This window comes from Allobosea sp. GW823-FHT02B03 (genome assembly GCF_058797755.1).
The window spans coordinates 336,335-358,622 of the sequence record NZ_JBXAJY010000003.1 but is presented as its reverse complement, the minus strand read 5'-3'; the positions used below and the strand labels follow the sequence as shown (position 1 = coordinate 358,622).

The 22,288-nt window shown below is 67.3% G+C and carries 19 protein-coding genes; 10 read left to right on the top strand and 9 right to left on the bottom strand.

Going from position 1 to position 22,288, the window contains the following annotated elements; genetic code table 11:
* Positions 1-63 precede the first annotated feature (63 nt).
* The 3 genes from AC1REK_RS11315 to AC1REK_RS11305 form a co-directional block, all read right to left on the bottom strand.
* Positions 64-1,041, bottom strand: a complete 978-nt coding sequence (locus AC1REK_RS11315) for an ABC transporter substrate-binding protein (RefSeq protein WP_492267965.1) — start codon at positions 1,039-1,041, stop codon at positions 64-66.
* A 217-nt stretch (positions 1,042-1,258) separates the two neighbouring features.
* Positions 1,259-2,773, bottom strand: a complete 1,515-nt coding sequence (gene trpE, locus AC1REK_RS11310) for an anthranilate synthase component I (protein WP_492267966.1) — start codon at positions 2,771-2,773, stop codon at positions 1,259-1,261.
* 11 nt (positions 2,774-2,784) lie between these two features.
* The gene (locus tag AC1REK_RS11305; RefSeq protein ID WP_492267967.1) at positions 2,785-4,698 is read right to left on the bottom strand and encodes a SurA N-terminal domain-containing protein; all 1,914 of its coding nucleotides are present in this window, start codon (positions 4,696-4,698) and stop codon (positions 2,785-2,787) included.
* A 149-nt stretch (positions 4,699-4,847) separates the two neighbouring features.
* Between AC1REK_RS11305 and tpiA the strand changes: the two genes are divergently transcribed.
* The 3 genes from tpiA (at position 4,848) to pyrG (ending at position 7,923) form a co-directional block, all read left to right on the top strand.
* Positions 4,848-5,609, top strand: a complete 762-nt coding sequence (gene tpiA, locus AC1REK_RS11300) for a triose-phosphate isomerase (protein WP_327521443.1) — start codon at positions 4,848-4,850, stop codon at positions 5,607-5,609.
* A gap of 126 nt (positions 5,610-5,735) precedes the next feature.
* Positions 5,736-6,137 (top strand): preprotein translocase subunit SecG, encoded by a 402-nt coding sequence (gene secG / locus AC1REK_RS11295; protein WP_492267968.1) that lies wholly within the window; start codon positions 5,736-5,738, stop codon positions 6,135-6,137.
* Between the two features lie 157 nt (positions 6,138-6,294).
* On the top strand, positions 6,295-7,923 hold the full coding sequence (pyrG, locus tag AC1REK_RS11290) for a CTP synthase (protein ID WP_492267969.1): 1,629 nt from the start codon (positions 6,295-6,297) through the stop codon (positions 7,921-7,923).
* 35 nt (positions 7,924-7,958) lie between these two features.
* Here pyrG and AC1REK_RS11285 read toward each other — a convergent pair whose 3' ends face one another.
* Entirely contained in the window at positions 7,959-8,348 is a 390-nt protein-coding gene (locus tag AC1REK_RS11285) for a GFA family protein (protein ID WP_492267970.1), read from the bottom strand.
* Positions 8,349-8,450: 102 nt separating this feature from the next.
* Here AC1REK_RS11285 and AC1REK_RS11280 point away from each other — a divergent pair, with 102 nt between their 5' ends.
* From AC1REK_RS11280 to AC1REK_RS11265, 4 genes are all read left to right on the top strand, one after another.
* The gene (locus AC1REK_RS11280; protein ID WP_316017151.1) at positions 8,451-8,852 is read left to right on the top strand and encodes a DUF350 domain-containing protein; all 402 of its coding nucleotides are present in this window, start codon (positions 8,451-8,453) and stop codon (positions 8,850-8,852) included.
* A gap of 10 nt (positions 8,853-8,862) precedes the next feature.
* Positions 8,863-9,498 carry a DUF1190 domain-containing protein gene (locus AC1REK_RS11275; protein ID WP_316017150.1) on the top strand — a complete coding sequence of 212 codons (636 nt, stop codon included), beginning with the start codon at positions 8,863-8,865 and terminating at the stop codon, positions 9,496-9,498.
* Positions 9,499-9,500: 2 nt separating this feature from the next.
* Positions 9,501-10,667 (top strand): glutathionylspermidine synthase family protein, encoded by a 1,167-nt coding sequence (locus AC1REK_RS11270; RefSeq protein WP_492267971.1) that lies wholly within the window; start codon positions 9,501-9,503, stop codon positions 10,665-10,667.
* 77 nt (positions 10,668-10,744) lie between these two features.
* Positions 10,745-11,623 (top strand): VOC family protein, encoded by an 879-nt coding sequence (locus tag AC1REK_RS11265; protein WP_492267972.1) that lies wholly within the window; start codon positions 10,745-10,747, stop codon positions 11,621-11,623.
* A 16-nt stretch (positions 11,624-11,639) separates the two neighbouring features.
* On the opposite strand, the gene mdoH is transcribed toward AC1REK_RS11265, so the two are convergent.
* Positions 11,640-13,844: a glucans biosynthesis glucosyltransferase MdoH gene (gene mdoH / locus AC1REK_RS11260; protein ID WP_492267973.1), complete on the bottom strand. Its 2,205-nt coding sequence runs from the start codon at positions 13,842-13,844 to the stop codon at positions 11,640-11,642.
* A 2-nt stretch (positions 13,845-13,846) separates the two neighbouring features.
* Positions 13,847-15,376, bottom strand: a complete 1,530-nt coding sequence (locus AC1REK_RS11255; RefSeq protein ID WP_316017146.1) for an OpgD/OpgG family glucan biosynthesis protein — start codon at positions 15,374-15,376, stop codon at positions 13,847-13,849.
* 364 nt (positions 15,377-15,740) lie between these two features.
* Here AC1REK_RS11255 and glmU point away from each other — a divergent pair, with 364 nt between their 5' ends.
* Together glmU and glmS are read left to right on the top strand one after the other, a co-directional pair.
* On the top strand, positions 15,741-17,096 hold the full coding sequence (glmU, locus tag AC1REK_RS11250; protein ID WP_492268209.1) for a bifunctional UDP-N-acetylglucosamine diphosphorylase/glucosamine-1-phosphate N-acetyltransferase GlmU: 1,356 nt from the start codon (positions 15,741-15,743) through the stop codon (positions 17,094-17,096).
* Positions 17,097-17,318: 222 nt separating this feature from the next.
* Positions 17,319-19,145 carry a glutamine--fructose-6-phosphate transaminase (isomerizing) gene (glmS, locus tag AC1REK_RS11245; RefSeq protein WP_492267974.1) on the top strand — a complete coding sequence of 609 codons (1,827 nt, stop codon included), beginning with the start codon at positions 17,319-17,321 and terminating at the stop codon, positions 19,143-19,145.
* Positions 19,146-19,163: 18 nt separating this feature from the next.
* Here the strand turns inward: glmS and AC1REK_RS11240 are convergent, their stop codons facing one another.
* Positions 19,164-19,541 carry a YbaN family protein gene (locus AC1REK_RS11240; protein WP_316017143.1) on the bottom strand — a complete coding sequence of 126 codons (378 nt, stop codon included), beginning with the start codon at positions 19,539-19,541 and terminating at the stop codon, positions 19,164-19,166.
* A 144-nt stretch (positions 19,542-19,685) separates the two neighbouring features.
* On the opposite strand from AC1REK_RS11240, the gene AC1REK_RS11235 reads away from it, so the two are divergent.
* The gene (locus tag AC1REK_RS11235) at positions 19,686-20,408 is read left to right on the top strand and encodes a DUF502 domain-containing protein (protein WP_492267975.1); all 723 of its coding nucleotides are present in this window, start codon (positions 19,686-19,688) and stop codon (positions 20,406-20,408) included.
* Here AC1REK_RS11235 and AC1REK_RS11230 read toward each other — a convergent pair.
* Together AC1REK_RS11230 and AC1REK_RS11225 are read right to left on the bottom strand one after the other, a co-directional pair.
* Positions 20,398-21,231 carry an AraC family transcriptional regulator gene (locus AC1REK_RS11230; RefSeq protein WP_492267976.1) on the bottom strand — a complete coding sequence of 278 codons (834 nt, stop codon included), beginning with the start codon at positions 21,229-21,231 and terminating at the stop codon, positions 20,398-20,400. The two genes, AC1REK_RS11235 and AC1REK_RS11230, sit on opposite strands and share 11 nt — an antisense overlap.
* A gap of 112 nt (positions 21,232-21,343) precedes the next feature.
* Complete coding sequence (locus AC1REK_RS11225; protein ID WP_492267977.1) at positions 21,344-22,234, bottom strand: LysR family transcriptional regulator; 891 nt, start codon at positions 22,232-22,234, stop codon at positions 21,344-21,346.
* Positions 22,235-22,288: the final 54 nt, after the last annotated feature.

Here is a 22,288-nt window from a genome sequence, read left to right as displayed (position 1 = left end):
TTGGCGAAAACGGAAGGGGGGTGGATGGGGGGCGCTGGTGGAGGTGTCCCCCCCCGCCTCACGTCAGTTGATGACCTGCTTGGCGCGCGCCAGCACGGCCGGCGGAACGGTCACGCCCATGGCGGCGGCGGCCTTGGCGTTGATCACGAGGTTGCTGCCGCTGGCATTGGCAACCGGAATGGTGCCGGGCTTTTCGCCCTTGAGGACGCGAACGACCACCGCTCCCGTCTCAACGCCAACCTGGAAATAGTCGAAGCCGATCGAGGCGACCGAGCCCTTCTGGACCGACTCGGTGTCGCCGGTGAAGACCGGCAGCTTGTTGTCGGCGCCGACGGCGAGCACGGTGCCGAGCGCCGAGATGATGGTGTTGTCGGTCGGCAGATAGATCGCATCGACCTTGCCGACGAGGCTCTGCGCTGCGGCGGAGACATCAGCCGTGCGGCCGGCCGAGGCTTCGACGATCTGGAGGCTGCGAGCCGGCGCCAGCGCCTTGACGGCGTTGAGCAGCGCGACGCTGTTGGCCTCGCCGGGATTGAAGACGACGCCGATCTTCTTGGCCGCGGGCACCAGTTCCTTGATCAGGTCGAATTGGGCTTCGAGCGGCGAGAAGTCGGAGATGCCGGTGACGTTGCCACCGGGCGCCTTGCGGTCCTTGACGATCTGGGCTGCGACCGGGTCGGTCACGGCGGTGAAGACCACCGGAATCGTCTGTGTCGCCGTCACCATCGCCTGGGCGGAAGGGGTCGCGATCGCGACGATCACGTTCGGGTTCTCGCCGGCGAATTTCTGGGCGATCTGCGCTGCCGTCGCCGGCGAGCCCTGAGCCGATTCATAGCGGAAGGTCAGGTTGGTCCCGTCCTTGTAGCCGGCCTCCTCCAGCGCCTTCTTGACGCCGTCGCGCGCGGCATCGAGCGCCGGATGCTCGACAATGGCGGTGACCGCGACCGTCACCTTCTGCTGGGCCTGCTGCGCGAACGCGGCCGTCCCGGCCAGAAGCGCCAGGGCAAGACCGCTGCCGATCATGGTTGCGCGCAAACGCATGGTGTTCTCTCCATCGGTTGCCGGTGCCCACCGTGCTGACTTCATTCCTCGGCAGCGGGGCAGGGCCGGTTGTGATTGCCGTGCGGGCCAGTCAGAAAAACCCAATATCAGGGGCCGTGGCCTCGACTTGGGCCACTATGCGCGGCCAAAATCGCGGCGTGCAAGTGAGTTGGCCGCATGGCTCGCCGGTGCGGGCGCATATGACGAACGGCGCAGCTCACTGCCCGCGGCGGCTGCGCGCGGCGAAGCGCACGGCTTCCTCCGCGGCCTTGAACAGCGCCTTGGCCTTGTTGACACACTCGGTCTGCTCGGAGGCCGGGTTGGAATCATAGACGATGCCGGCGCCGGCCTGGACCTGCATGCGCCTGTCCTGGACGACGGCGGTGCGCAGGACGATGCAGGTGTCCATCTCGCCATTGGCGCCGAAATAGCCGATGCAGCCGGCATAGGCGCCGCGGCGGTCCTTCTCCAGCTCGTCGATGATCTCCATCGCCCGGACCTTCGGCGCGCCGGAGACGGTGCCGGCCGGGAAACCGGCGATCAGCGCCGAGAGCGCGTCATGCTGCGGGGCGAGGCGGCCCTCGACGTTCGAGACGATGTGCATCACCTGGCTGTAGCGCTCGATGAAGAACGAATCGGTGACGCGCACACTGCCGATCTCGGCGACCCGGCCGACATCGTTGCGGCCGAGGTCGAGCAGCATCAGATGCTCGGCGCGCTCCTTCGGATCGGCCAGCAGATCTTCCGCCAGGGCGGCGTCGGCGGCGGGCGTCGCGCCGCGTGGACGGGTGCCGGCGATCGGGCGGATGGTGACGTTGCCGTCGCGCATCCGGACCAGAATCTCCGGACTGGAGCAGACGATCTGGAAGTCTTCGAAGTCGAGATAGCAGAGGAACGGCGCCGGATTGATCCGGCGCAGCGCCCGGTAGAGCGCAAAGGGCGGCAGCTCGAAAGGCGCTTCGAAACGCTGCGACAGCACGACCTGGAAAATGTCGCCGGCGCGGATGTACTCCTGCGCTTTCAGCACCATCGCCTCGTACTCGGCCTCGCTGGTGTTCGAGACCGGCTCGGGATGGGAGAGCCCGGCAATGTCGACCCCGGCTTCGGCGGGCAGAGGGGATTCCAGCGCGCTGACCACCGCCTCGAGCCGCTCCTGCGCCTGCTCATGGGCGATCCGCGCCGACACCCCAGGCTGATGCCGCACCGGTGTCACCACGGTGATCTCGTCGCGCACAGAGTCAAAGACCACCATCAGCGTCGGCCGCATCAGGATCGCGTCGGGAACGCCGACGCCGGTTTCCTTCGGTTCCGCCAGGCGCTCCATCAGGCGCACCATGTCGTAGCCGAGATAGCCGAACACGCCTGCCGCCATCGGCGGCAGCCCATCCTGATCGGGGATGGCGCTTTCGGCGAGCAGCGAGCGCAGGCTCTCGAAGGCTGGGCGGGCGTCCGGAAGGAAGGCATCTCCGAGCGCCGGCCGGCACAGCGCGCTCTGGCCGTGATGGCAGCGCCAGATCAGGTCGGGCTCCAGCCCGATCATCGAGTAGCGCCCGCGCACCGCGCCGCCCTCGACCGATTCGAGCAGGAAGGCCGGCCCCTTGCCGGCATGGCGCAGCTTCATGAAGGCCGCGACGGGCGTCTCGCAGTCGCCGACGAGGCTCAGCGTCACCAGCTGGGGCTGGCCGGCGTCGTAGGCGGCGGTGAAACGTTCGAGGTCGAAGGCCGACGCCATGCTCGGAACTCTCAGTTCTGCGTGCCGCCGGTCGCGTTGCGGAAGGCGGCCTGGTTCAGCGTGACCCCGAGATCCTTCTGCAGCTTGCGGACGTACTGGGTCAGGACGTCGTCGCTCACGCTCGAGGTGAACAGGCGCACGAAGTTCTCAGCTTCTTCGGTGGTGCGCATATAGGGGGGCACCGTCGCCGCCTTGACCTGGAACAGGATGCGGCCTGCTCCATCGACCGAGGCCGAGGCGCTCTTGCCGACCGGCGTGCCGAAGATCAGCGAGACGACGTTCTGGGGCAGGGCATCGCTCTGGTCCTGGCGGCCGAGGCCGTTCGCCTCCTCGGGCTTGAGGCCGGCGGCGGTCACCACCGTTGCGAAGGCTTCCCCCGCATCTAGGCGCTGGATCAGTTCGCGCGCCTTGGCGGCGAGCTTGGTGGAGACCTCGTCGGCGCGCCACTGACGCTCGACCTCGGCCTTGACCTCGTCGAAGCTGCGATCGCGCGGCGGATCGATCTTGGTGACCTCGAACCAGACATAGCCGCCGTTATTGGGCAGGCGGATCGCCTCGTTGTCGACACCGATATCCGAGCCGAAGATCGCGGTCAGCGTGGCGCTGCCGCCGGGGAGCTGGGCGTCCTGCGTGCCGTCGGGCTTGCGCAGGCCGGAATCGACCGGTCCGAGCGGCCGGATGGTCATCCCGAACTCCTGGGCGATCTCGGAGAGCGGCCGGGCCGAGGCGCGCTGGTCCTCGATCTTGTCGTGGAGCTCGGTCATCAGGGCCGCAGCCTTGCTGGTCGCGACCTCCTTGCGGACCTCGTCTGCAACTTCCTCGAAGCTCTTGAGGCGCGCCGGCTCGATCTCGGTGACACGCAGCAGCACCGGGCCGAAGCCGCCCTGGACCGGCGCGCTGACCGCTGCCTGGGCGAGGGCGAAGGCGGCATCGCGCACCGCCGGGTCGAACAGGCCTTCGCGAGCGAAGGTGCCGAGCGCGAGGTCGGCCTCGGCGATGTTGCGGGCGGCGGCGATCGCCTCGAAGGTCTCTCCGGCGTCGATCCTTGCCTTGGCGGCCTGCGCCTCCTCCATGCTCGGGAAGGCGATCTGCTGGATCGTGCGGCGCTCGGGCGAGCCGTAGCGCTGGGTCTTGACCGTCTCGTAATGGGCCTTGGCGTCCGCCTCGGAGACCTTGGCCGGATCGGCGAGTGTATCCGCCGTCAGTGCCAACACATTGGCGCTGCGGAACTCCGGAGCCCGGAAGGACGTCTTACGCTCCTCGAAATAGCGCTTGAGCACGTCTTCGGCGGGGGCGGCGATCTCGCCAGCCGCCGTCTCGGGAATCACCGCATAGGCGACGTCGCGCCGCTCGTTGCGAAGCCGGTGGCCGAGCTCCTGGAGGGCGACCGGGGCGGAGATGCCACCGATCACCATCTCGGCGAGCTCCTGGCGCATCGTCGCCGCGCGCTGCTCGCGCACGAAGGCCTGCTCGGTCAGGCCGATCGCCCGCAGCAGCTCGTTGAAGCGGTTGCGATCGAAGGCGCCGGCGGCATTCTTCATATTCGGGTCGTTGAAGATCACGTCGCGGACCGTGTCGTCGGAGACGGCGAGGCCCATCCGGTCGCCGACCTGATCGAGCGTCGCCTCGGTGATCAGCCGCGACAGGACGCGCTGGTCGAGGCCGATCGCGCGAGCCATTTCGGGCGTGATCTGGCGCCGCTGCTGACGCGTCAGCAACTGGACCTCGTTCTGATAGGCCGTGCGCATCTGCTCGATGGTGATCTCGCGCTTGCCGATCATCGCGACGGCATTGCGGCCATAGCCCTGGAAGATGTCGCCGATGCCCCAGATCGCGAAGGAAAAGATCAGGAACCCGAACATCAAGGCAATCAGGAGCTTGCCGACCAGGCTTTGCCCCGCCTTGCGGATGCCCTGCATCATCATCTTGCTATCTTCCTGTCCTGTCGGCGACGGCGCACTTGCGCGCCGCTTATAGGAACAGAGGCCCGGCTCGGCAATCACCGGCTCTCGCATGTGATTGCGAACCGTTCGCGGCGTTGCTAGTCCCCTTGCAGGCAAATTGGAGAATGGGCGTGACGGCAAGCATCAAGCCGCTGGTGGCGGGCAACTGGAAGATGAACGGTCTCAAGGCAGATCTCGGCATCGCCGCGGAGATCGCGCGCGGCCATGACGGCGCCCTGCGGACGAAGGTCGACCTTGCCATCTGCCCGCCCGCGACGCTGCTCTATCCCATGACTGCCGCGCTGATCGGCTCGCGCATCGCCACCGGCGGCCAGGATTGCAGCCTGCGCGAAAGCGGCGCCTTCACCGGCGAGGTCTCGGCTGCGATGCTCGCCGATGCGGGCGCGCAGTACGCCATCGTCGGCCACTCCGAGCGCCGCACCCTGCATGGCGAGCGCGATGCCACGGTCAAGGCCAAGGCCCAGGCGGCCCAGGCGGCGCTGCTGGTGCCGATCGTCTGCGTCGGCGAGACCAAGGACGAGCGCGAGGCCGGCAAGGCACTCGCCGTGGTCAAGAAGCAGCTGCGCGGCTCGGTGCCCGAGGGCTCGACCGGCGCGACGCTGGTCGTCGCCTATGAGCCGGTCTGGGCGATCGGCACCGGGCTGACGCCGACCACCGCCGATGTTGCCGAGATGCATGCCGCGATCCGCGCCGATCTCGGCCGCATCCTCGGCAAGGCGGCGGCTGCCAGCGTCAGGCTGCTCTATGGCGGCTCGGTCAAGCCGTCCAACGCCGCCGAGCTGATGGGCGTGGCGGACGTCGACGGTGCCCTCGTCGGCGGCGCCAGCCTCAAGGCCGAGGATTTCCTGGGGATCGCCCGCGCCTGCGGCTGAAGCGAATCTGCTGAAATCGCCGGTGGTGCATTGCGCATGCCCATGCTATGGGCACCGCCGAAAACGCGGATCCGTGCCGGATCGCCCATCTTGGCGAACGTGCACGCCATACCCATTTCGTGAGCCATGCAGAACGTTCTCATCGTCATCCACCTGATCATCGTGATCGCGCTCGTCGGCGTCGTCCTGCTCCAGCGCTCGGAGGGCGGCGGCCTCGGCATGGGCTCGGGTGGCGGCGGTGGCGTCGGCGGCTTCATGACCGGTCGCGGCCAGGCCAACGCGCTGACGCGCGCGACGGCGATCCTGGCGGGCCTGTTCTTCATCACCTCGCTCACGCTGGCCGTGCTCGCGACCCATGGCCGGACCCAGCGTTCGATCATCGACGGCGCGCCGGCTCCGGGCGCCACGACTCCGGCCGCGCCGAGCGCGCCTTCGGCTCCCAATGCCGGCGGCGTCCTCGACCAGCTGCGGCAGATGCAGAATCCTGGCGGTTCGCAGCCGCCGACCCCGGCAGCGCCGGGACAGTGATCGGAACAGGGCAGGGGCCGGGAAACCGGCCCTTCTCTTTTGAGGGGGAAGTGCCGGGAAACCGGCCTTGCTCTTTTGTGGACAAGCATGCAGCGCAGGTCCGACCCTCGTCGGCGCGCTTAGCGAATCGCAATCTTGGCGTTAAAGGTGACCTCCCATGACGCGGTATGTTTTCATCACCGGCGGCGTGGTGTCCTCGCTCGGCAAAGGCCTGGCGTCGGCGGCTCTCGCAGCCCTTCTGCAGGCACGTGGCCATACGGTCCGCCTGCGCAAGCTCGACCCCTACCTCAATGTCGATCCGGGCACGATGAGCCCGTATCAGCATGGCGAGGTCTTCGTCACCGATGACGGAGCCGAGACCGATCTGGATCTCGGTCATTACGAGCGCTTCACCGGCCGGCCCTGCAACAAGGGCGACAACATCACCACCGGCCGCATCTACATGGACATCCTGACGCGCGAGCGCCGGGGCGACTATCTCGGCGCGACGATCCAGGTCATTCCGCACGTCACCAACGCCATCAAGGAATTCGTGCTCTCCGGCAATGAGGGCTATGATTTTGTGCTGGTCGAGATCGGCGGCACTGTCGGCGACATCGAGAGCCTGCCCTTCCTCGAGGCGATCCGCCAGACCAACCAGCAATTGCCGCGCGGCCAGTGCATCTTCCTGCATCTGACGCTGCTGCCCTATATCCCGACCGCCGGCGAGCTGAAGACCAAGCCGACGCAGCATTCGGTCGCCGAGCTGCGCTCGATCGGCATCCAGCCCGACATCCTGCTCTGCCGCACCGATCGCGAGATTCCGCGCGAGGAGCGCCGCAAGCTCGCGCTGTTCTGCAATGTGCGCGAGACGGCGGTGATCGAGGCCCGCGATGTGTCGTCGATCTACGACGTGCCGCTCTCCTATCATGCCGAGGGCCTCGACAACGAGGTGCTTGCGGCCTTCGGCATGGAAGCCGGGCCGGAGCCCGACCTCGGCAACTGGCGCCGCATCTCCGAGCGCGTGAAGAGCCCCGAGGGCGAGGTCACCATCGCCATCGTCGGCAAGTACACCGGAATGAAGGACGCCTATAAGTCCCTGATCGAGGCGCTGACCCATGGCGGCATCGCCAACCGGGTGAAGGTCAATCTCGACTGGATCGAGTCCGAGGTCTTCGAGAAGGAGGACCCGACCCCCTTCCTGGAGCATGTCCACGGCATCCTTGTGCCCGGCGGCTTCGGCCATCGCGGCGCCGAAGGCAAGATCAAGGCGGCGACCTTCGCAAGGCAGCGGAAGGTGCCCTATTTCGGCATCTGCTTCGGCATGCAGATGGCGGTGATCGAGGCGGCCCGCTCGCTGGCCGGAATCGAGGGCGCGAACTCGACCGAGTTCGGGCCGACGGATGAGCCCGTGGTCGGCCTGATGACCGAATGGATGCGGGGCAACGAGCTGGAGCAGCGCGCCGCGGGCGGTGATCTCGGCGGCACGATGCGGCTAGGTGCCTATGCCTCGCATCTGTCGGGCGATACCAAGATCGCCAAGATCTATGGCTCGACCGAGATCTCGGAGCGGCATCGCCATCGCTATGAGGTCAATATGGGCTACCGCCAGCAGCTCGAGGCGCGCGGTCTGCGCTTCAGCGGCGTTTCGCCCGACGGGCTTCTGCCGGAGACGGTCGAGTATGCAGACCATCCCTGGTTCATCGGCGTGCAGTACCATCCCGAGCTGAAGTCGCGGCCCTTCGAGCCGCATCCGCTCTTCGCCAGCTTCATCGAGGCGGCGGTGGTGCAGAGCCGCCTGTTCTGAGGAGCGGTTCGGGCATCTCCCGATACTGAGTCAGGTTACTCCGGCACCGTGACCCAACGGTGCCGGTGTTCTGCGTAGACCTGCTTGCCGGGCGCCGGGAAATCGGGATCGGCGAAGGCGCCCACGGCGACCGCGATCATGTCGGGCTTGCGCGCAGGCTCCCAGAACACCGTGCTGCCGCAGCCCGGGCAAAAATGCTGCGTCACGGCGTAGCCGCTGTCCGCCTGTCGTCGATAGGCAGCCGTCCGCCCCTCAACCCTGACATTCTCGCGCGGAAAGAACGCTGCGATCCCGTAGGTGCTGCCCGTGCGCCGTTGGCATTCGCGGCAGTGGCAGAGCGAGACGCTGACAGGATCTCCCGAGCAGATCAGGCTCAGAGCGCCGCAAGAGCAGTGCGCATCTCGTTGCTGCATCTGGGTTTCCATGGCTCGCCTCGTCTCGACCATCCATCGCCTGCGACACTCTGGCGCATCCCTGTCGCTTCCGTATAGTGAGCTCACAAGGCTTGGGCTTTCGCGGGGGGCGGCATGACGATCTCGATGACCGGTTTGCCGGCGTTCCTGCTCTATTTCTGCGTCGGCTTTGCCCTGATCGCAGGGTTCGCGGTGGCCTATCTGCGCCTCACCGCCCATGACGAGATCGCGCTGATCCGCAACGGCAACCTTTCCGCCGCGATCGCCTTCGGCGGCAATGTCGTCGGCTTCTCCGTGCCGCTGGAAAAGGCCATCGAGCAGGCCAGCAGCATTCCCGACCTGGTGATCTGGGCGGTCATCGCCATGCTGATCCAGTTCGGTGCCTATGGCTTCGCACGCATCGTGATCCCGGAGCTCTCGCGCAAGATCGAGGAGGATCGGATCCCCTCGGCCGCGATGCTGGCCGTGATCGCCATCGTCAGCGGTACCCTGGCTGCCGCCAGCATGACCGAGTGAGGAGGCCGGCATGAAGCGCTCGACCCAGATCGGCCTGGCCGCGGCGGGTGTCGTGCTCGTGGCGAGCTACTGGTCGCTCTCCGGCGGCGAGACCGACGATTCGCTGATCTACAACAACGTCGCGGAGTGCCGTGCCGCCAACCAGCTGACCGCGAGCCAGTGCGAGCAGCGCTTCAACGAGGCTTCCGCCAACCATCTGCGCGAGGCCAAGAAATTCGGCAGCACGGCCGCCTGCGAGCAGGAATATGGCAGCGGCGGCTGCCAGAGCGCGGTCTGGAACGGGGCGCAGGTCGCCATTCCCGCGCTCGCGGGCATCATGCTGGCGCGGCAGTTCATGTCCGGCGGCGGCGCGGCCCAGCCGCTGTTGCCGCCGACCAGTTCGGCCTGTCCGCCGGGAACGCGGCAGCCCGGTTCGGGACGCCCGGAATGCGAGCAGCCGGCCCGAAGCTCCTCCTCGTCATCATCGTCCAGCGGCGGCTATTATGGCGGCAGCAGCAGCCGCTCGCGGGCCTACACCACCGCCTCGGGGCAGGCGATGGTCGCCCGCAACATCTCGTCGACCGGGATGGCGAGCACCCCCAGCGTCGCCTCGCGCGGCGGCTTCGGCTCCAGCTCGCGCTCCTATTCCTCCCACTCCTCGTCCTGACCATGCGCCGGCTTTCCCTGTCTCCCCGCCCGGACTGGCAGGCCCAGGTCGAACGGCTCGGCTTCGCCTTCCATACGATCGACGGCGAAACCTATTGGGACGAGAGCGTCGCCTACGGCTTCACGCTGCGGCAGATCGAGGACGACATCGAGGCGCCGAGTGCGGCGATCGAGGAGCTCTGCTTCGGCTTCGTCGAGCGTGCCATCGCCGACGAGGAAATCATGCGCCGGCTCGCCGTGCCGGAGGCACAATGGCAGCTGATCCGCGACAGCTGGCAGCGCGGCGACCGGAACCTCTATGGCCGGCTCGACTTCGCCTATGACGGCAAGGGCCCGGCGAAGCTCCTCGAATACAATGCCGACACGCCGACCTCGTTGTTCGAGGCCGCCGTGGTGCAATGGGACTGGCTCGAACAGGCGATGGCGCAGGGCAGGCTCTCGCGCGGGTGCGACCAGTTCAACTCGCTGCACGAGCGGCTGGTCGCGGCCTTCGGCCAACTCCGCGAGCCGGCGCCCGAGCGCATGCACTTCACCTGCGTCGACGGCAGCGCCGAGGACAAGGGCACGGTCGACTACCTGATCGACTGCGCGACGCAGGCCGGGATCGATGCGCGTTTCACCTTCATCGAAGAGATCGGCCTGCTTGCCGATGGGCGCTTCTGCGATGGCGCCAGCCTGCCGATCGAGACGCTGTTCAAGCTCTATCCCTGGGAATGGCTGTTTCGCGAGCAATATGCCGGAGCGCTCGCCGGCTCGCGCTGCCGCTTCGTCGAGCCGCCCTGGAAGGCGCTGGTCTCGAGCAAGGGCCTGCTGCCCTATCTCTGGGAGATGGCGCCCGGCCACCCCAATCTGCTGCCGGCCTTCTTCGAAGGCGATCCGCGCAGTGCCGAGCTCGGCGCCAGCCATGTCCGCAAGCCGCTCTATTCGCGGGAGGGCGCCAATGTGACGCTGGTCGAGGACGGCACTGTGCGCGACAGCGACGACGGTCCCTACGGGGCCGAGGGCTTCGTGCTGCAGGCGACGGCGATGCTGCCGAACTTCGACGGGAACTATCCGGTGCTCGGGTCCTGGCTGGTCGCTTCGCAGCCCTGCGGCCTCGGCATCCGCGAGGATGCGACGCCGATCACCAAGAACACCTCGCGCTTCGTGCCGCATTTCATCGAGGGCTAGGATCGGGAGCGTCCGGCGCGAGCGATGCGCTATCATGGCGCGAATCGTCCGCCCTGCCTTTGCGAGCCCAGCCAACCATGAACCAGTCTTTGCCTTCGCGCGGCCTCGACCATCTCGTGATCGGCGTGGCCGATCTCGACGCGGCGGGCGACTTCTACACTCGCCTGGGTTTCCGGGTCGGCGCGCGCAATCGCCATCCCTGGGGAACCGAGAACCGCATCGTCCAGTTTCCCGGCGCCTTCCTCGAACTGATCACGGTCGGCGACGGCACGGCGATTCCGCCCCATGGCCAGCGCCTGTTCTCCTTCGGCGCCTTCGTCCGCGACGCCCTGGCGCGAGGAGAGGGCATGTCGATGCTCGTGCTCGAAAGCCAGGATTCCCGCGCCGACGCAGAGCGCTTCAGGCAGGCGGGAATCGGCGATTTCGAGCCCTTCTTCTTCGAGCGGCAGGCAAAGCGTCCCGACGGCTCGCAGGTTCGCGTCGCCTTCAGCCTGGCCTTCACCGAGAATCCGGCGGCGCGCGAATGTGCCTTCTTCGTCTGCCAGCAGCATGAGCCGCAGAACTTCTGGAACCCGGTCTTCCAGCAGCACGACAACGGCGCGAGCGGGCTTGCGGCGACCTTCATGGTCGCAGCTGAGCCGCTGGCGCAGCGCGACTTCCTCTCGGGCTTTTCCGGGGCGGCGGCGATTGCGACGGCAGATGGCGGCCTGCGTTTCGATCTGCCGCGCGGCCGCATCGAGGTGCTCACGCCCAGAGCTGCCGAGTTGGCATTCGGCGCTGTCGAATCCGCGGCGGGAATGCCGCATTTTGCCGGTTTCGCCGTCACGGTGCCGGAGCTGGCCGCGATCGAAGAGAGGCTGGCGCGCCAGGGCGTCGAGCACCGCCGCTCAGAGCGCCGGATCATCGTTCCGGCCGCCGGCGCGCGCGGCTGCGCGATCGTGTTCGAGCAGGGCTGAGGAACGAACCCGGTCGTTACCGGGCCGGCGCCTCGGCGCCGGCATGGGCCGGGCCCTCGGGCAGATTGGCGAGCAGGCCGAGCAGGGCCCGGTCGTGTAGCACGACCATGCGCTCCTTCGGCTTCAGCCAGATCATCGCGTCGGAGACGGTTTCGGCGTCGATCAGCTTGGCCTGGGCGACCGCACGCTCGGGCTCGATCTCGCCGCGGCGTCGCGGCTGGACCTGCGGCAGCATGCTCTCATGGGCCGAGCGCAGGACCTGGTCGGCGTGCAGCGCCAGCAGGCCGTCGGCATCGTCATGGCCGGCCTCGGCGAATTCAGCCTGCAGCGCATTCGCTCGCGTCGCGATCGGCGGCGGAGCGCCTTCCTCCGGCGTGACCAAGAGATTGTGCCGCTTCAGCCAGAGGCCGAGCGCAAGCTGGCCGGAGGCCCAGGACAGCGGGATCGCCAGCACGAGGCCGACGATCGTCGGCGACATCCAGGCGAACAGCGAGGTCGCGATCATGAAGGCCGAGAGGCCGGCGACCAGGCCGAGCATGGTATGCGTGCGGTGCCGCCGGACGATATCCTTGAACGGGATCGAGCCGTCGTCGCGGCGCTGCGGATTCCAGCCGGTGTCACGCCCGAGCAGGATCTGGAAGACCGACCCGGACTGGATCACCATCATGATCGGCGCGAAGATCGCCGAGAACAGCACTTCGAGCAGGGCCGAGAGGGTGAGGCGGATGCCGCCGCCGCAGGCACGCCGCAGCTTGCCGTCGAACAGCGTCAGCAAGAGCCCGAAGAGCTTGGGCGCCAGCAGGATCGCCATCGTCAGCGCGAAGAGGTTCAGCGCGCGCTCGGGGTCGAAACGCGGCCATACCGGGAAGAGCGTGAATTCCTGGGTGAAGTACTCGGGACGCGCGTAGTTGACCTGCAGCACGATCAGGATGCCGACCACCAGCTGCATCAGCCAGAAGGGCGAGGCGAGATAGGCCATCATGCCCGTGGCGAAATGCTGCCGGGTCGCCAGCAGCAGCCCCTTGGCGCCGATGATGCGCGAATGCTGGAGATTGCCCTGGCACCAGCGCCGGTCGCGCGTCGCGATGTCGATCAGCGAGGGCGGGCTCTCCTCGTAGGAGCCCGTGAGGTCGGGCAGCATGTAGACCGACCAGCCGGCGCGGCGGATCAGTGCGGCCTCGACGAAGTCATGGCTGAGGACGTGGCCGCCGAAGGGCGGCTTGCCCTTGAGATCTGGCAGACCGCAATGATCTGCGAAGGCCTTCGTCCGGATGATCGCGTTGTGGCCCCAGTAATTGCCGTCGCGGCCGGACCAGACCGCGAGCCCGGTCGCGATCACCGGCCCGTAGACGCGTGCCGCGAATTGCTGGAGCCGCGCGAAGAAGGTGTTGCGGTTGATGATCAGCGGCAGCGACTGGATGATACCGGCGTCGGGATCGGCTTCCATCGCCGCGGCGAGGCGCACGATGCAGGTGCCGGTCATCAGGCTGTCGGCGTCGAGCACGACCATATGGGCGTAGTGGCCGCCCCAGCGGGTGACGAAGTCGGCAATGTTGCCGGCCTTGCGATGATGGTTCTTCGGTCTGTGGCGGTAGTAGATCCGCGCCTCCGGGCCGAGTCGCTGGCGAAGCGCCAGGAACGCGCGCTCCTCTGCGACCCAGATGTCCGGGTTGGTCGTATCCGAGACGATGAAATAGTCGAAATGCTCGCCGAGCCCCGTCGCCTCAACGGATTCGCGGATCGCGGCCAGTGCGGCGAAGGTCCGCGCCGTCGATTCGTTATAGATCGGCATCACCACGACCGTCTTCTGGCTCAGCGTCTCGGCGCGCGGGCTCTTCAGAAGACCGAACAGCAGGGTGACGAAGCCGAGGATGGCGCTGGTGAAGGCGAGCGCGATCCATGAGAAGTTGATGGTGAACAGCAGGAGCAGCACGTACTGCAGGAAGGTCGTGCGGCTGACCGACACGACATTGTACATTTCCCAGGCACCGTAGGCCGTGAGCGCCCAGGCGCCTCCGAAGACGAAGAGGCGCGCCAGCCAGGGCGTGCGCCAGGCCTTTGGGGCGGCCGGAGCGCGCCGCTCCGAGCCCTTCCAGCGACGGAAGGACTGCACCGGCATCTCGAGTCGGCTCTCCGGCGGCGTCGCCTCGAAGGGCGCCGGCCAGGCCGCCGTCTCGGGTTCGGGCTTGCGGACGATCTCGTCCACAACGGCCTCCTGCATGCTCACCACGTCCATCGATTCAGCCAAGTCTCGGATACGGCCTGGCCGCCGGCGTCGAGAACGAGCCGAAGCTCGGAGAGGTTCTCGTTGCCGGGATCTACCTCGAAGGCGACGCGCATCGTCCGCCGCTCCGGAAACGGCCAAAGACGCAGATTATGCACCGCGCCGGGGGTTGCGGTGACGACGGCGCGGGTCGCGGCGATGAGGCCAGCATCGTTCAGCCGCTCGCCGGTGAAGTCGACGATGAAGCGGCGCCGGCGACCTTGCGAGCCGCGCCCCTGTCGGCTGCGGGTGGCGAGCGCCAGTGCCGGCCGATCCGGTGGCTGCCAGCACCAGGCCTGACGATATGCCACGGTCGTCTCGCTGCCGGCGGCGATCGGCTGGCGCGGGCGCCAATAGGCGATGATGTTGTCGTTGAGTTCGGAATCGGTCGGGATCTCGATCAGCTGAACCGAGCCCTGGCCCCATTCGCCGAGCGGCTCCATCCAGACGCTCGGTCGCAGCTCGAAGCGCTGGTCGTCATCGATGAAGGCGTTTGGATCGCGCTCGCGCTGCACCAGCCCGAAGCCGCGCGGGTTGGAATCCTGGAAGGAGGAGACCTGCAGGTTGTTCGGGTTGCTCAGCGGCCGGTAGATCCATTCGCCGGTCCCTGACTGCATCTGCACGCCGGAGAGCTCGTGTATCGAAGGGCGCACATCGTCGAAGGTGCGCCGGCTCTGCGGGCCGGCGAAGAAGGTCCCCATCGTGCAGCCGAAACCGACATGGTCGAGATTGGCGCGGGCAAAAAGCGTCATCTCGACGTCGATGAAGGTCAAGTCGCCGGGACGCAGCGTCATGCGAACGGCGCCGGTCACGCTCTCGGAATCGAGCAGGCCATGGATGATCAGCACGCCGGAAGCCGGGCTTGGCCGCTCGATCCAGTAGGCTCGGAAGAATGGAATCTCCTCGCCACGGGTCTCGCCCGGGCGCAGGATCAGGGCCCGGGCGAGGGCGCCGAAATTCTGGCCGCGCGCCAGCGAGCGGAAGAAGGTCGCGCCCTGGAAGATGGCGACTTCAAAGGGTCGCTCGAGCCCGGTCGCGACCCGGAACCCCGAAAATTGCAGGTCGACCCCGGCCGGCGGCGGCGTGACGCGGCCGTAGTCGAACTTGCCGCGGTCGAAGGCGACGCGCCGGACGACGTCGTCTTCGACTGCGAAAAGGCTGACCGGTGCCGAAAAGACGTAGCCACGATGCATCGGCTCGATCGTGAACCCGCGATTTTCGCCAGCCCAGATCAGCCCGCCGGGCTGCGCCCGGATGCCGACATACTGGTCGTAGGGCAGGGTGGCGTAGCCTTCCGGCAGGTCAGTCGCCGTCAGCGGCACCATCGGGCGGCGCGACAGCATGCGAGCCGCTTCGACGACGAGCGAGGCTTCAAAACGCTGGCCTTCGGTGATGACGGACTGCACGAGGCTAGCCCAGCTCGACTGGGCGTGGGCCGGCGTTCCGGAAACCAGGCGCTGCGCGACGAGGCCGGTCGCGGCTGCGCTCAAAAATCGACGGCGATTCAAGGATTTCGACATCAGTTCCAACTTGCGCCGTCAGCGGAGCGGCCGCTTTGCGCTTCTAGAGCATTTTACGGCGGGCTGGAAAGCGGACGCCACATTGTAAGGTGAAAAAAAGCGCCCTGCGTGCTTTCGCAAGGTCATCCCCCCGGATCGCTCGCCCCCTCCCAGCCAAGGCTTTGCGGCAGTTCCGCTTTCGCCTCGGCAACCGACTTTGCCAAATCCTCTCCGGATCGGCTATCCACTCCCGGCGCAGCACCCGCCTGCGCCGGATCGATGGCCGGCTTCGGACGCCGCCGCGCCGACCGGGATTTTAGCCCCGACAGTATGAGACTCGAAGATCATGACGGAAATGCAGCCCGCCAGAACCTGTCTCGCCATCATCCTCGCGGCGGGTGAGGGCACGCGCATGAAATCCACCCGGCCGAAGGTGCTGCATGAGATGGCGGGGCGCTCGCTGCTCGGTCACGCACTGGCGGCCGTCTCGGCTGCCGGCGCGGATTCGCTCGTCGTCGTGATCGGCCCGGACCGTGCGGATGTCGCAGCAGAGGCGCGCAAGCTCGCGCCACAGGCCCGCATCGTGGTGCAGGCCGAACGCAAAGGTACCGCCCATGCCGTGCTGGCTGCGCGGGAGAGCCTGGCCGAAGGCCATGACGACGTGCTCGTCGCCTTCGCAGATACGCCCTTGGTTCGATCGGAGACTTTTGCCGGCTTGCGGGGTGCACTGCACAGGGGAGCAGGCGTCGCGGCGCTGGGCTTCGAGGCGCGCGATCCCACCGGTTACGGCCGCTTCGTCACGCGCGACGGCCAGCTCGAGGCGATCGTCGAGCATAAAGATGCCGATGCGGCGACCCGTGCCATCACACTGTGCAATGCCGGCCTGATGGCGCTCGACGGCAAGCACGCCCTGACCATTCTCGAAGCGATCGGCAATACCAATGCTCAGAACGAGTACTACCTGACGGACGCCGTCGAGGTGGGGCGCAGGCAGGGATTGACGACGGTCGCGCTGATCGCGCCGGAGGGCGAAGTACAGGGCGTCAACGACCGTGCCCAGCTCGCCGCTGCGGAGGCGGATTTCCAGAAGCGCCGGCGCCTCGAGGCGATGGCAGCCGGCGCCACGCTGGTCGCGCCCGAAACCGTGTTCTTCAGCCATGATACGCGCATCGGCCGCGACGTGCTGATCGAGCCCAATGTCGTCTTCGGTCCGGGGGTCAGCGTCGCCGACGGCGCGGTGATCCACGCCTTCTCGCATCTGGAAGGCGCCAGCGTCGGGGCGAACGCGACGATCGGACCTTATGCCCGGCTGCGGCCGGGCGCCGATCTCGCGGAAGGAACGAAGGTCGGCAACTTCGTCGAGATCAAGGCCGCGAAGATCGGTGAGGGGGTCAAGGTCAACCATCTCACCTATATCGGCGACGCCGAGGTCGGTGCGGGCGCCAATATCGGCGCGGGCACCATCACCTGTAATTATGACGGCTTCTTCAAGTCGAAGACGATCATCGGCGAAGGCGCCTTCGTCGGATCGAACTCCGCGCTGGTCGCGCCGGTGACGATCGGCGCCGGCGCCTATGTCGGCTCCGGATCGGTTATTACCCGCGACGTTCCGCCCGATGCACTGGCAGTCGCGCGGGGACGGCAGATCGAGCGCCAGGGTTGGGCCGCCGCGTTTCGAGCGGCCGCCAGGGCGCGAAAGGCGGCCGTCTAGCGCGCGCAGGCTACCAGACGGGCAGGGGTTCAGCGCTGGCGGACGAGACACGACCGGAGCCAGTCGAGCCGGGAGCTGGTCGGTCCGCGCCTCTCGCTGTCCCGGCATGCCGCGGAGCCGTGGTTCCGCTTTCATTCACAGTTGGATATCCAACGTGATTTCGCATTAGCGACGCCGCGCAGTATGGCGTTTCGCACCGACAACGACGTTAAGAGGCATCGCATGTGCGGGATCGTGGGCATTCTCGGCAAACAGGCTGTGGCCGGCCAGGTGGTCGAGGCGCTGCGGCGGCTCGAATATCGCGGCTATGATTCCGCCGGGGTTGCCACGCTCGAAGGTGGCAGGCTCAGCCGCCGCCGCGCCGAAGGCAAGCTCAAGAATCTCGAGGTGCGCCTCTCCAGCGAGCCGCTCGACGGGCTGATCGGCATCGGCCACACCCGCTGGGCGACGCATGGCAAGCCGACCGAGAGCAATGCTCATCCGCACGCCACCGAGAAGCTGGCGGTCGTCCACAACGGCATCATCGAGAACTTCCGCGAGCTCAAGGCCGAGCTCCAGGCCGACGGGCATGTCTTCGACAGCGAGACCGACACCGAGGTCGTCGCGCATCTCGTCACCCGCGAGCTCGATCGCGGCAAGGACCCGGTCGCGGCGGTCGGCGCCTGCCTGCCGCGCCTGCGCGGGGCGTTCGCGCTCGCCTTCCTGTTCGAGGGGCAGGAGGATCTGCTGATCGGCGCGCGCAAGGGCTCGCCGCTCGCGGTCGGGATCGGCGACGGCGAGATGTACCTCGGCTCCGATGCGTTGGCGCTGGCGCCCTTCACCAACCTGATCGCCTATCTCGACGAGGGCGACTGGGTGGTGCTGAACCGCAGGGGCGCGACCTTCTATGACGCCTCCGGGACCCAGGTCGAGCGCCGGGCCCAACGCGTCGCCGCCGGTGCCTTCCTGGTCGAGAAGGGCAACCACCACCATTTCATGGCCAAGGAAATCTACGAGCAGCCTGAAGTGGTCGGCCATACGCTGACCCACTACATCGACATGGCGAATGGCCAGGCGCGGCTGCCCTTCGAGCCGCCCTTCGACTGGAAGAGCCTTTCGCGCCTCTCGATCTCGGCCTGCGGAACCGCCTACTACGCCGGGCTCACCGCCAAGTACTGGTTCGAGCGGCTCGCCCGCCTGCCGGTCGAGATCGATGTCGCCTCGGAGTTCCGCTATCGCGAGGCGCCGCTGCCGGCGAACGGGCTCTCGCTCTTCGTCTCTCAATCCGGCGAGACGGCCGACACGCTCGCCTGCCTGCGCTACGCGCGGCAGGAGGGCCAGCATATCCTTTCCGTCGTCAACGTTCCGACCTCGACCATTGCCCGCGAGAGCGATGTGGTCGCGCCGACGCTGGCCGGGCCGGAGATCGGCGTCGCCTCGACCAAGGCCTTCACCTGCCAGCTCACCGCGCTCGCCGGGCTCGCTTTGGCCGCCGCGAGGGCTCGCGGCACCCTCACCGCCGAGCAGGAGGCGAAGTACACCCAGGAGCTGATCGCGCTGCCCGGGCTGATGGCGCAGGCCCTGACGCTGGAGCCGGAGATCGAGAAGCTGGCGCGCAAGCTCGCCAAGGCGCGCGACGTGCTCTATCTCGGCCGGGGTACGGCCTTCCCGATGGCTCTTGAAGGTGCATTGAAGCTCAAGGAAATCAGCTACATCCACGCCGAAGGTTATCCGGCGGGTGAACTCAAGCACGGGCCGATCGCGCTGATCGACGAGGAGATGCCGGTCATCGTCATCGCCCCGCACGATGCGCTCTTCGAGAAGACGGCATCCAACATGCAGGAAGTCGCGGCGCGCGGCGGCCGGATCATCCTGATCACCGATGCCAAGGGCGCGGCCGAATGCGGGATCGTGCCTGAAGCGACCATCATCATGCCGGAGATGGACCCGCTCTTCGCGCCCATCGCCTACGCCGTGCCGATCCAGATGATCGCCTATCAGACCGCCGTCTTCATGGGCAAGGACGTCGACCAGCCGCGCAATCTGGCGAAGTCGGTCACTGTCGAGTAAGCGCTGTCAGCGCCTGAATCAGTCGCCCGCCGGCTCCGGCCGGCTGGCGACATAGGTTCCCGCCGCGATCAGGCAGGCGCCGGTCGCCCACAAGGCGATTGGCGGCGCGTCGCTCGCAGCGACCAGCGCGAAGCTCAGCACCATCGAGCCGCAGGCGATGTACTTGGTCCGCCGCGCGATCGACCCGGTTCGCCGCCAGGCCACGACCTGCGGTCCCAGCTTCGGATGGCCGATCAGCCAGGCCTCGAAGCGCGGCGACGAGCGCGAGAAGCACCAGGCCGCGGCGATCAGGAAAATGGTGCCCGGCATCAGCGGCAGCACGAGCCCGATCACGCCGATGGCGGTCAGCACCCAGCCGGCGGCGAAATAGAGGTGGCGGCGCCAGGGGCTCGGCATTCTGGAAGGCTCGGACACGCGCGCCTGTCGATACTTAAGAATCAGGGACTAGCCAGAAGCGGCTGCTCGGCTATCGTCGCATATTGCGGTGCAGGGTTGCAGCCCCCCGCAGCCCTTGGATCCGATAGAAGCCCAGGATAGTCGATGGTCGCAGACCGCCCGCCCGATCCGCACCTCGTCGTCCATCCCGACCTGTTGCGGCCGAGCTTCGGCACCAGACTGCGGCGCTACTTCCTGACCGGGCTCGTGCTGGCGGCGCCACTCGCGATCACGGCGTCGGTGACCTGGTGGTTCGTCAATCTGGTCGATGGCTGGGTAAAGCCGCTGGTTCCGGCGCAGTTCTGGCCGGACACCTATCTGCGCTTTCCGCTGCCCGGGTTCGGCGTGGTCTTCGCCCTGGTGGGGCTGACGCTGCTCGGCTTTTTCGCCGCCAATCTGGTGGGGCGCACGCTGATCGGCGCCGGTGAGGCGCTACTCAATCGGATGCCCGTGGTGCGTGGGCTCTACAAGGGCGTGAAGCAGGTCTTCGAGACGATCTTCTCCCAGTCCGGCACCTCGTTCCGCAAGGTCGGCATGGTCCAGTTCCCGCAGCCTGGCATGTGGTCGATCGTCTTCATCGCGCAGGAGGCCGCGCCCGAGATCGCCGGCAAGCTGCCGGACGGCGACGAGCAGATCGGCGTCTTCCTGCCCTGCACGCCGAACCCGACCACCGGCTTCTTCTTCTATCTGCCCCGGCGGGAGGTGGTCGAGGTTGCGATCTCGGTCGAGGAAGGCGCCAAGTTGATCATGTCCGCCGGAATGATCCAGCCCGGCGACGCCCTGGGACGCAACGGCGCGAACGGAAATGGGGCGCGGCTCAGCCCTTGAGGGCGAGCCAGATCTCGACGACGCCGTTGCCGGTCGCCCCGTTGAAGCGCTCGTCCATCCGCTCCAGGGTCGCTCCGAGGGCGGGCTCGCGTCCCGATTTCGGCAGCCATTCGCGCCAGATGAATTCAAACGCTTGTTTGATGCCGGTGATGTGGCCGTCGTATTCGAAGACCGCGTAGTGCTGCTCGGGAACGCGCAGCCGCTCGAACTCCTGCGGCAGGTCGCTGAAGCTCGAGACTTCGACGCCGGCGAGATAGTCGAAGGCGCCCTGGTCGTCGCAGCTATGGCTGACGCCATAGGCGGCATGCCCGATCTGCCCGGGGATATGGCCGAAATGCGGGACGACCTTCTGCCAGAGCAGCGGGATGCCCGCGGTATTGTCGACCGAGAAATGGCCGCCGAACCCGGCAAAAAGCAGGGGCTTGCCGGTGACGAAGCGCGGCTCGGCCAGGGTCGTCGGTGAGATGTCGTGCATGGAAAGCGGCTCCACGAGGGTGAGGGCGGATAGATCGCGCCGAGCCCGCAGATCCTCCGGCGTGACGCCGAATTGCTCGCGAAAGGCGCGGGTGAAGGCCTCGTGAGAGCCATAACCCCAGTCCAGTGCGACCTGCAGGATATCGGGCGCACCCTCGGCCAGCCGGCGTGCCGCCTCCGACAATCGCCGCTCGCGGACATACCGCATCACCGAGCGCCCGGTCGCGACGCCGAAGGCGCGACTGAGATGGAAGCGGGAGACGCCGCTCGCCTCGGCGATCTCGTCGAGCGAGAGCGGCGCGGTGAAGCGGCTTTCGATGCACCAGAGGGCTTTCTTGATCGGGTCCATGGCTCACTCACGAAACGCCGCCACGATGGCGCGGCGATGGCGCCGGCGCTTGATCGGGATTGCTGCCGAAACTCTGCGCCGGCCTCCAGGAGCCGGGCGGCAATAATTGCGTCTATCGTGTCGCCTTGACGGTATCCAGGAAGGCGCGCAGCGCCGGCGGCACGGCGCGGTGACCGGGGTAGTAGATCGCGATCCTTTCGGGAGCGGGTGTCCAGGCTGTCAGAATGCGGCGAAGATGCCCTGCGGCCAGCGCCGCCTCGGCGGCAGGGCTCGCGACATAGGCGATACCGAGGCCCTTGATGGCGGCCTCGACCATAAGCTCCTCGTCGTCGAGGGTGACAGGGCCGCTGGTCTCGATGGTCAGCGCCTGTCCGGCCCGCTCGAACTCCCAGCGATAGAGCTTGCCGCTGGGAACGCGGTGGCCGATGCAGCGATGGCGCTCCAGCTCGTCGGGCGTCCCGGGCTCGCCGAAGCGGTGGAGATAGGCCGGTGAAGCGACGCAGACGAAGCTGACGGGTCCATCGAATGGCACGGTGATCATGTCTTTCGGAATGGAGTCGACCAGCCGCACGCCGGCATCGAAGCCGGCAGCGACGATATCGATCAGCTTTCCCTCGACGACGAGGTCGACGACCACATCAGGGAAGCGCTCGGTCATCAGCGGGAGCACCTTGCGGACGAGCAGCGCGGCCCCAAGTCGCGGCGCGTTGATCCGGACGTTCCCCGCCACCTTGCCGCGGAAGCTGGCGATGCTGCCGAGGGCATCGTCCAAGGTGGCGAGGGCCGGCTGAAGGCGCGCGAGCAGTTCGAAGCCGGCCTCGGTCGGCGAGACACTGCGTGTGGTGCGGTTGAGCAAGCGCACGCCCATACGCTCCTCGAGGGAACGCATCGCATGGCTCAAGGTCGACGGCGCCATGCCGAGTTCATCGGCGGCATGGCGGAAACTGCGGCGTGTCGCGACGGCCACGAAGGCCGCGAGGTCGTTGAGGGAGGGGCGGACCATTGCTGGCGATTCTGCATCAGCTCGTGCCGATTTCAACGGATAATCCGAACAGCA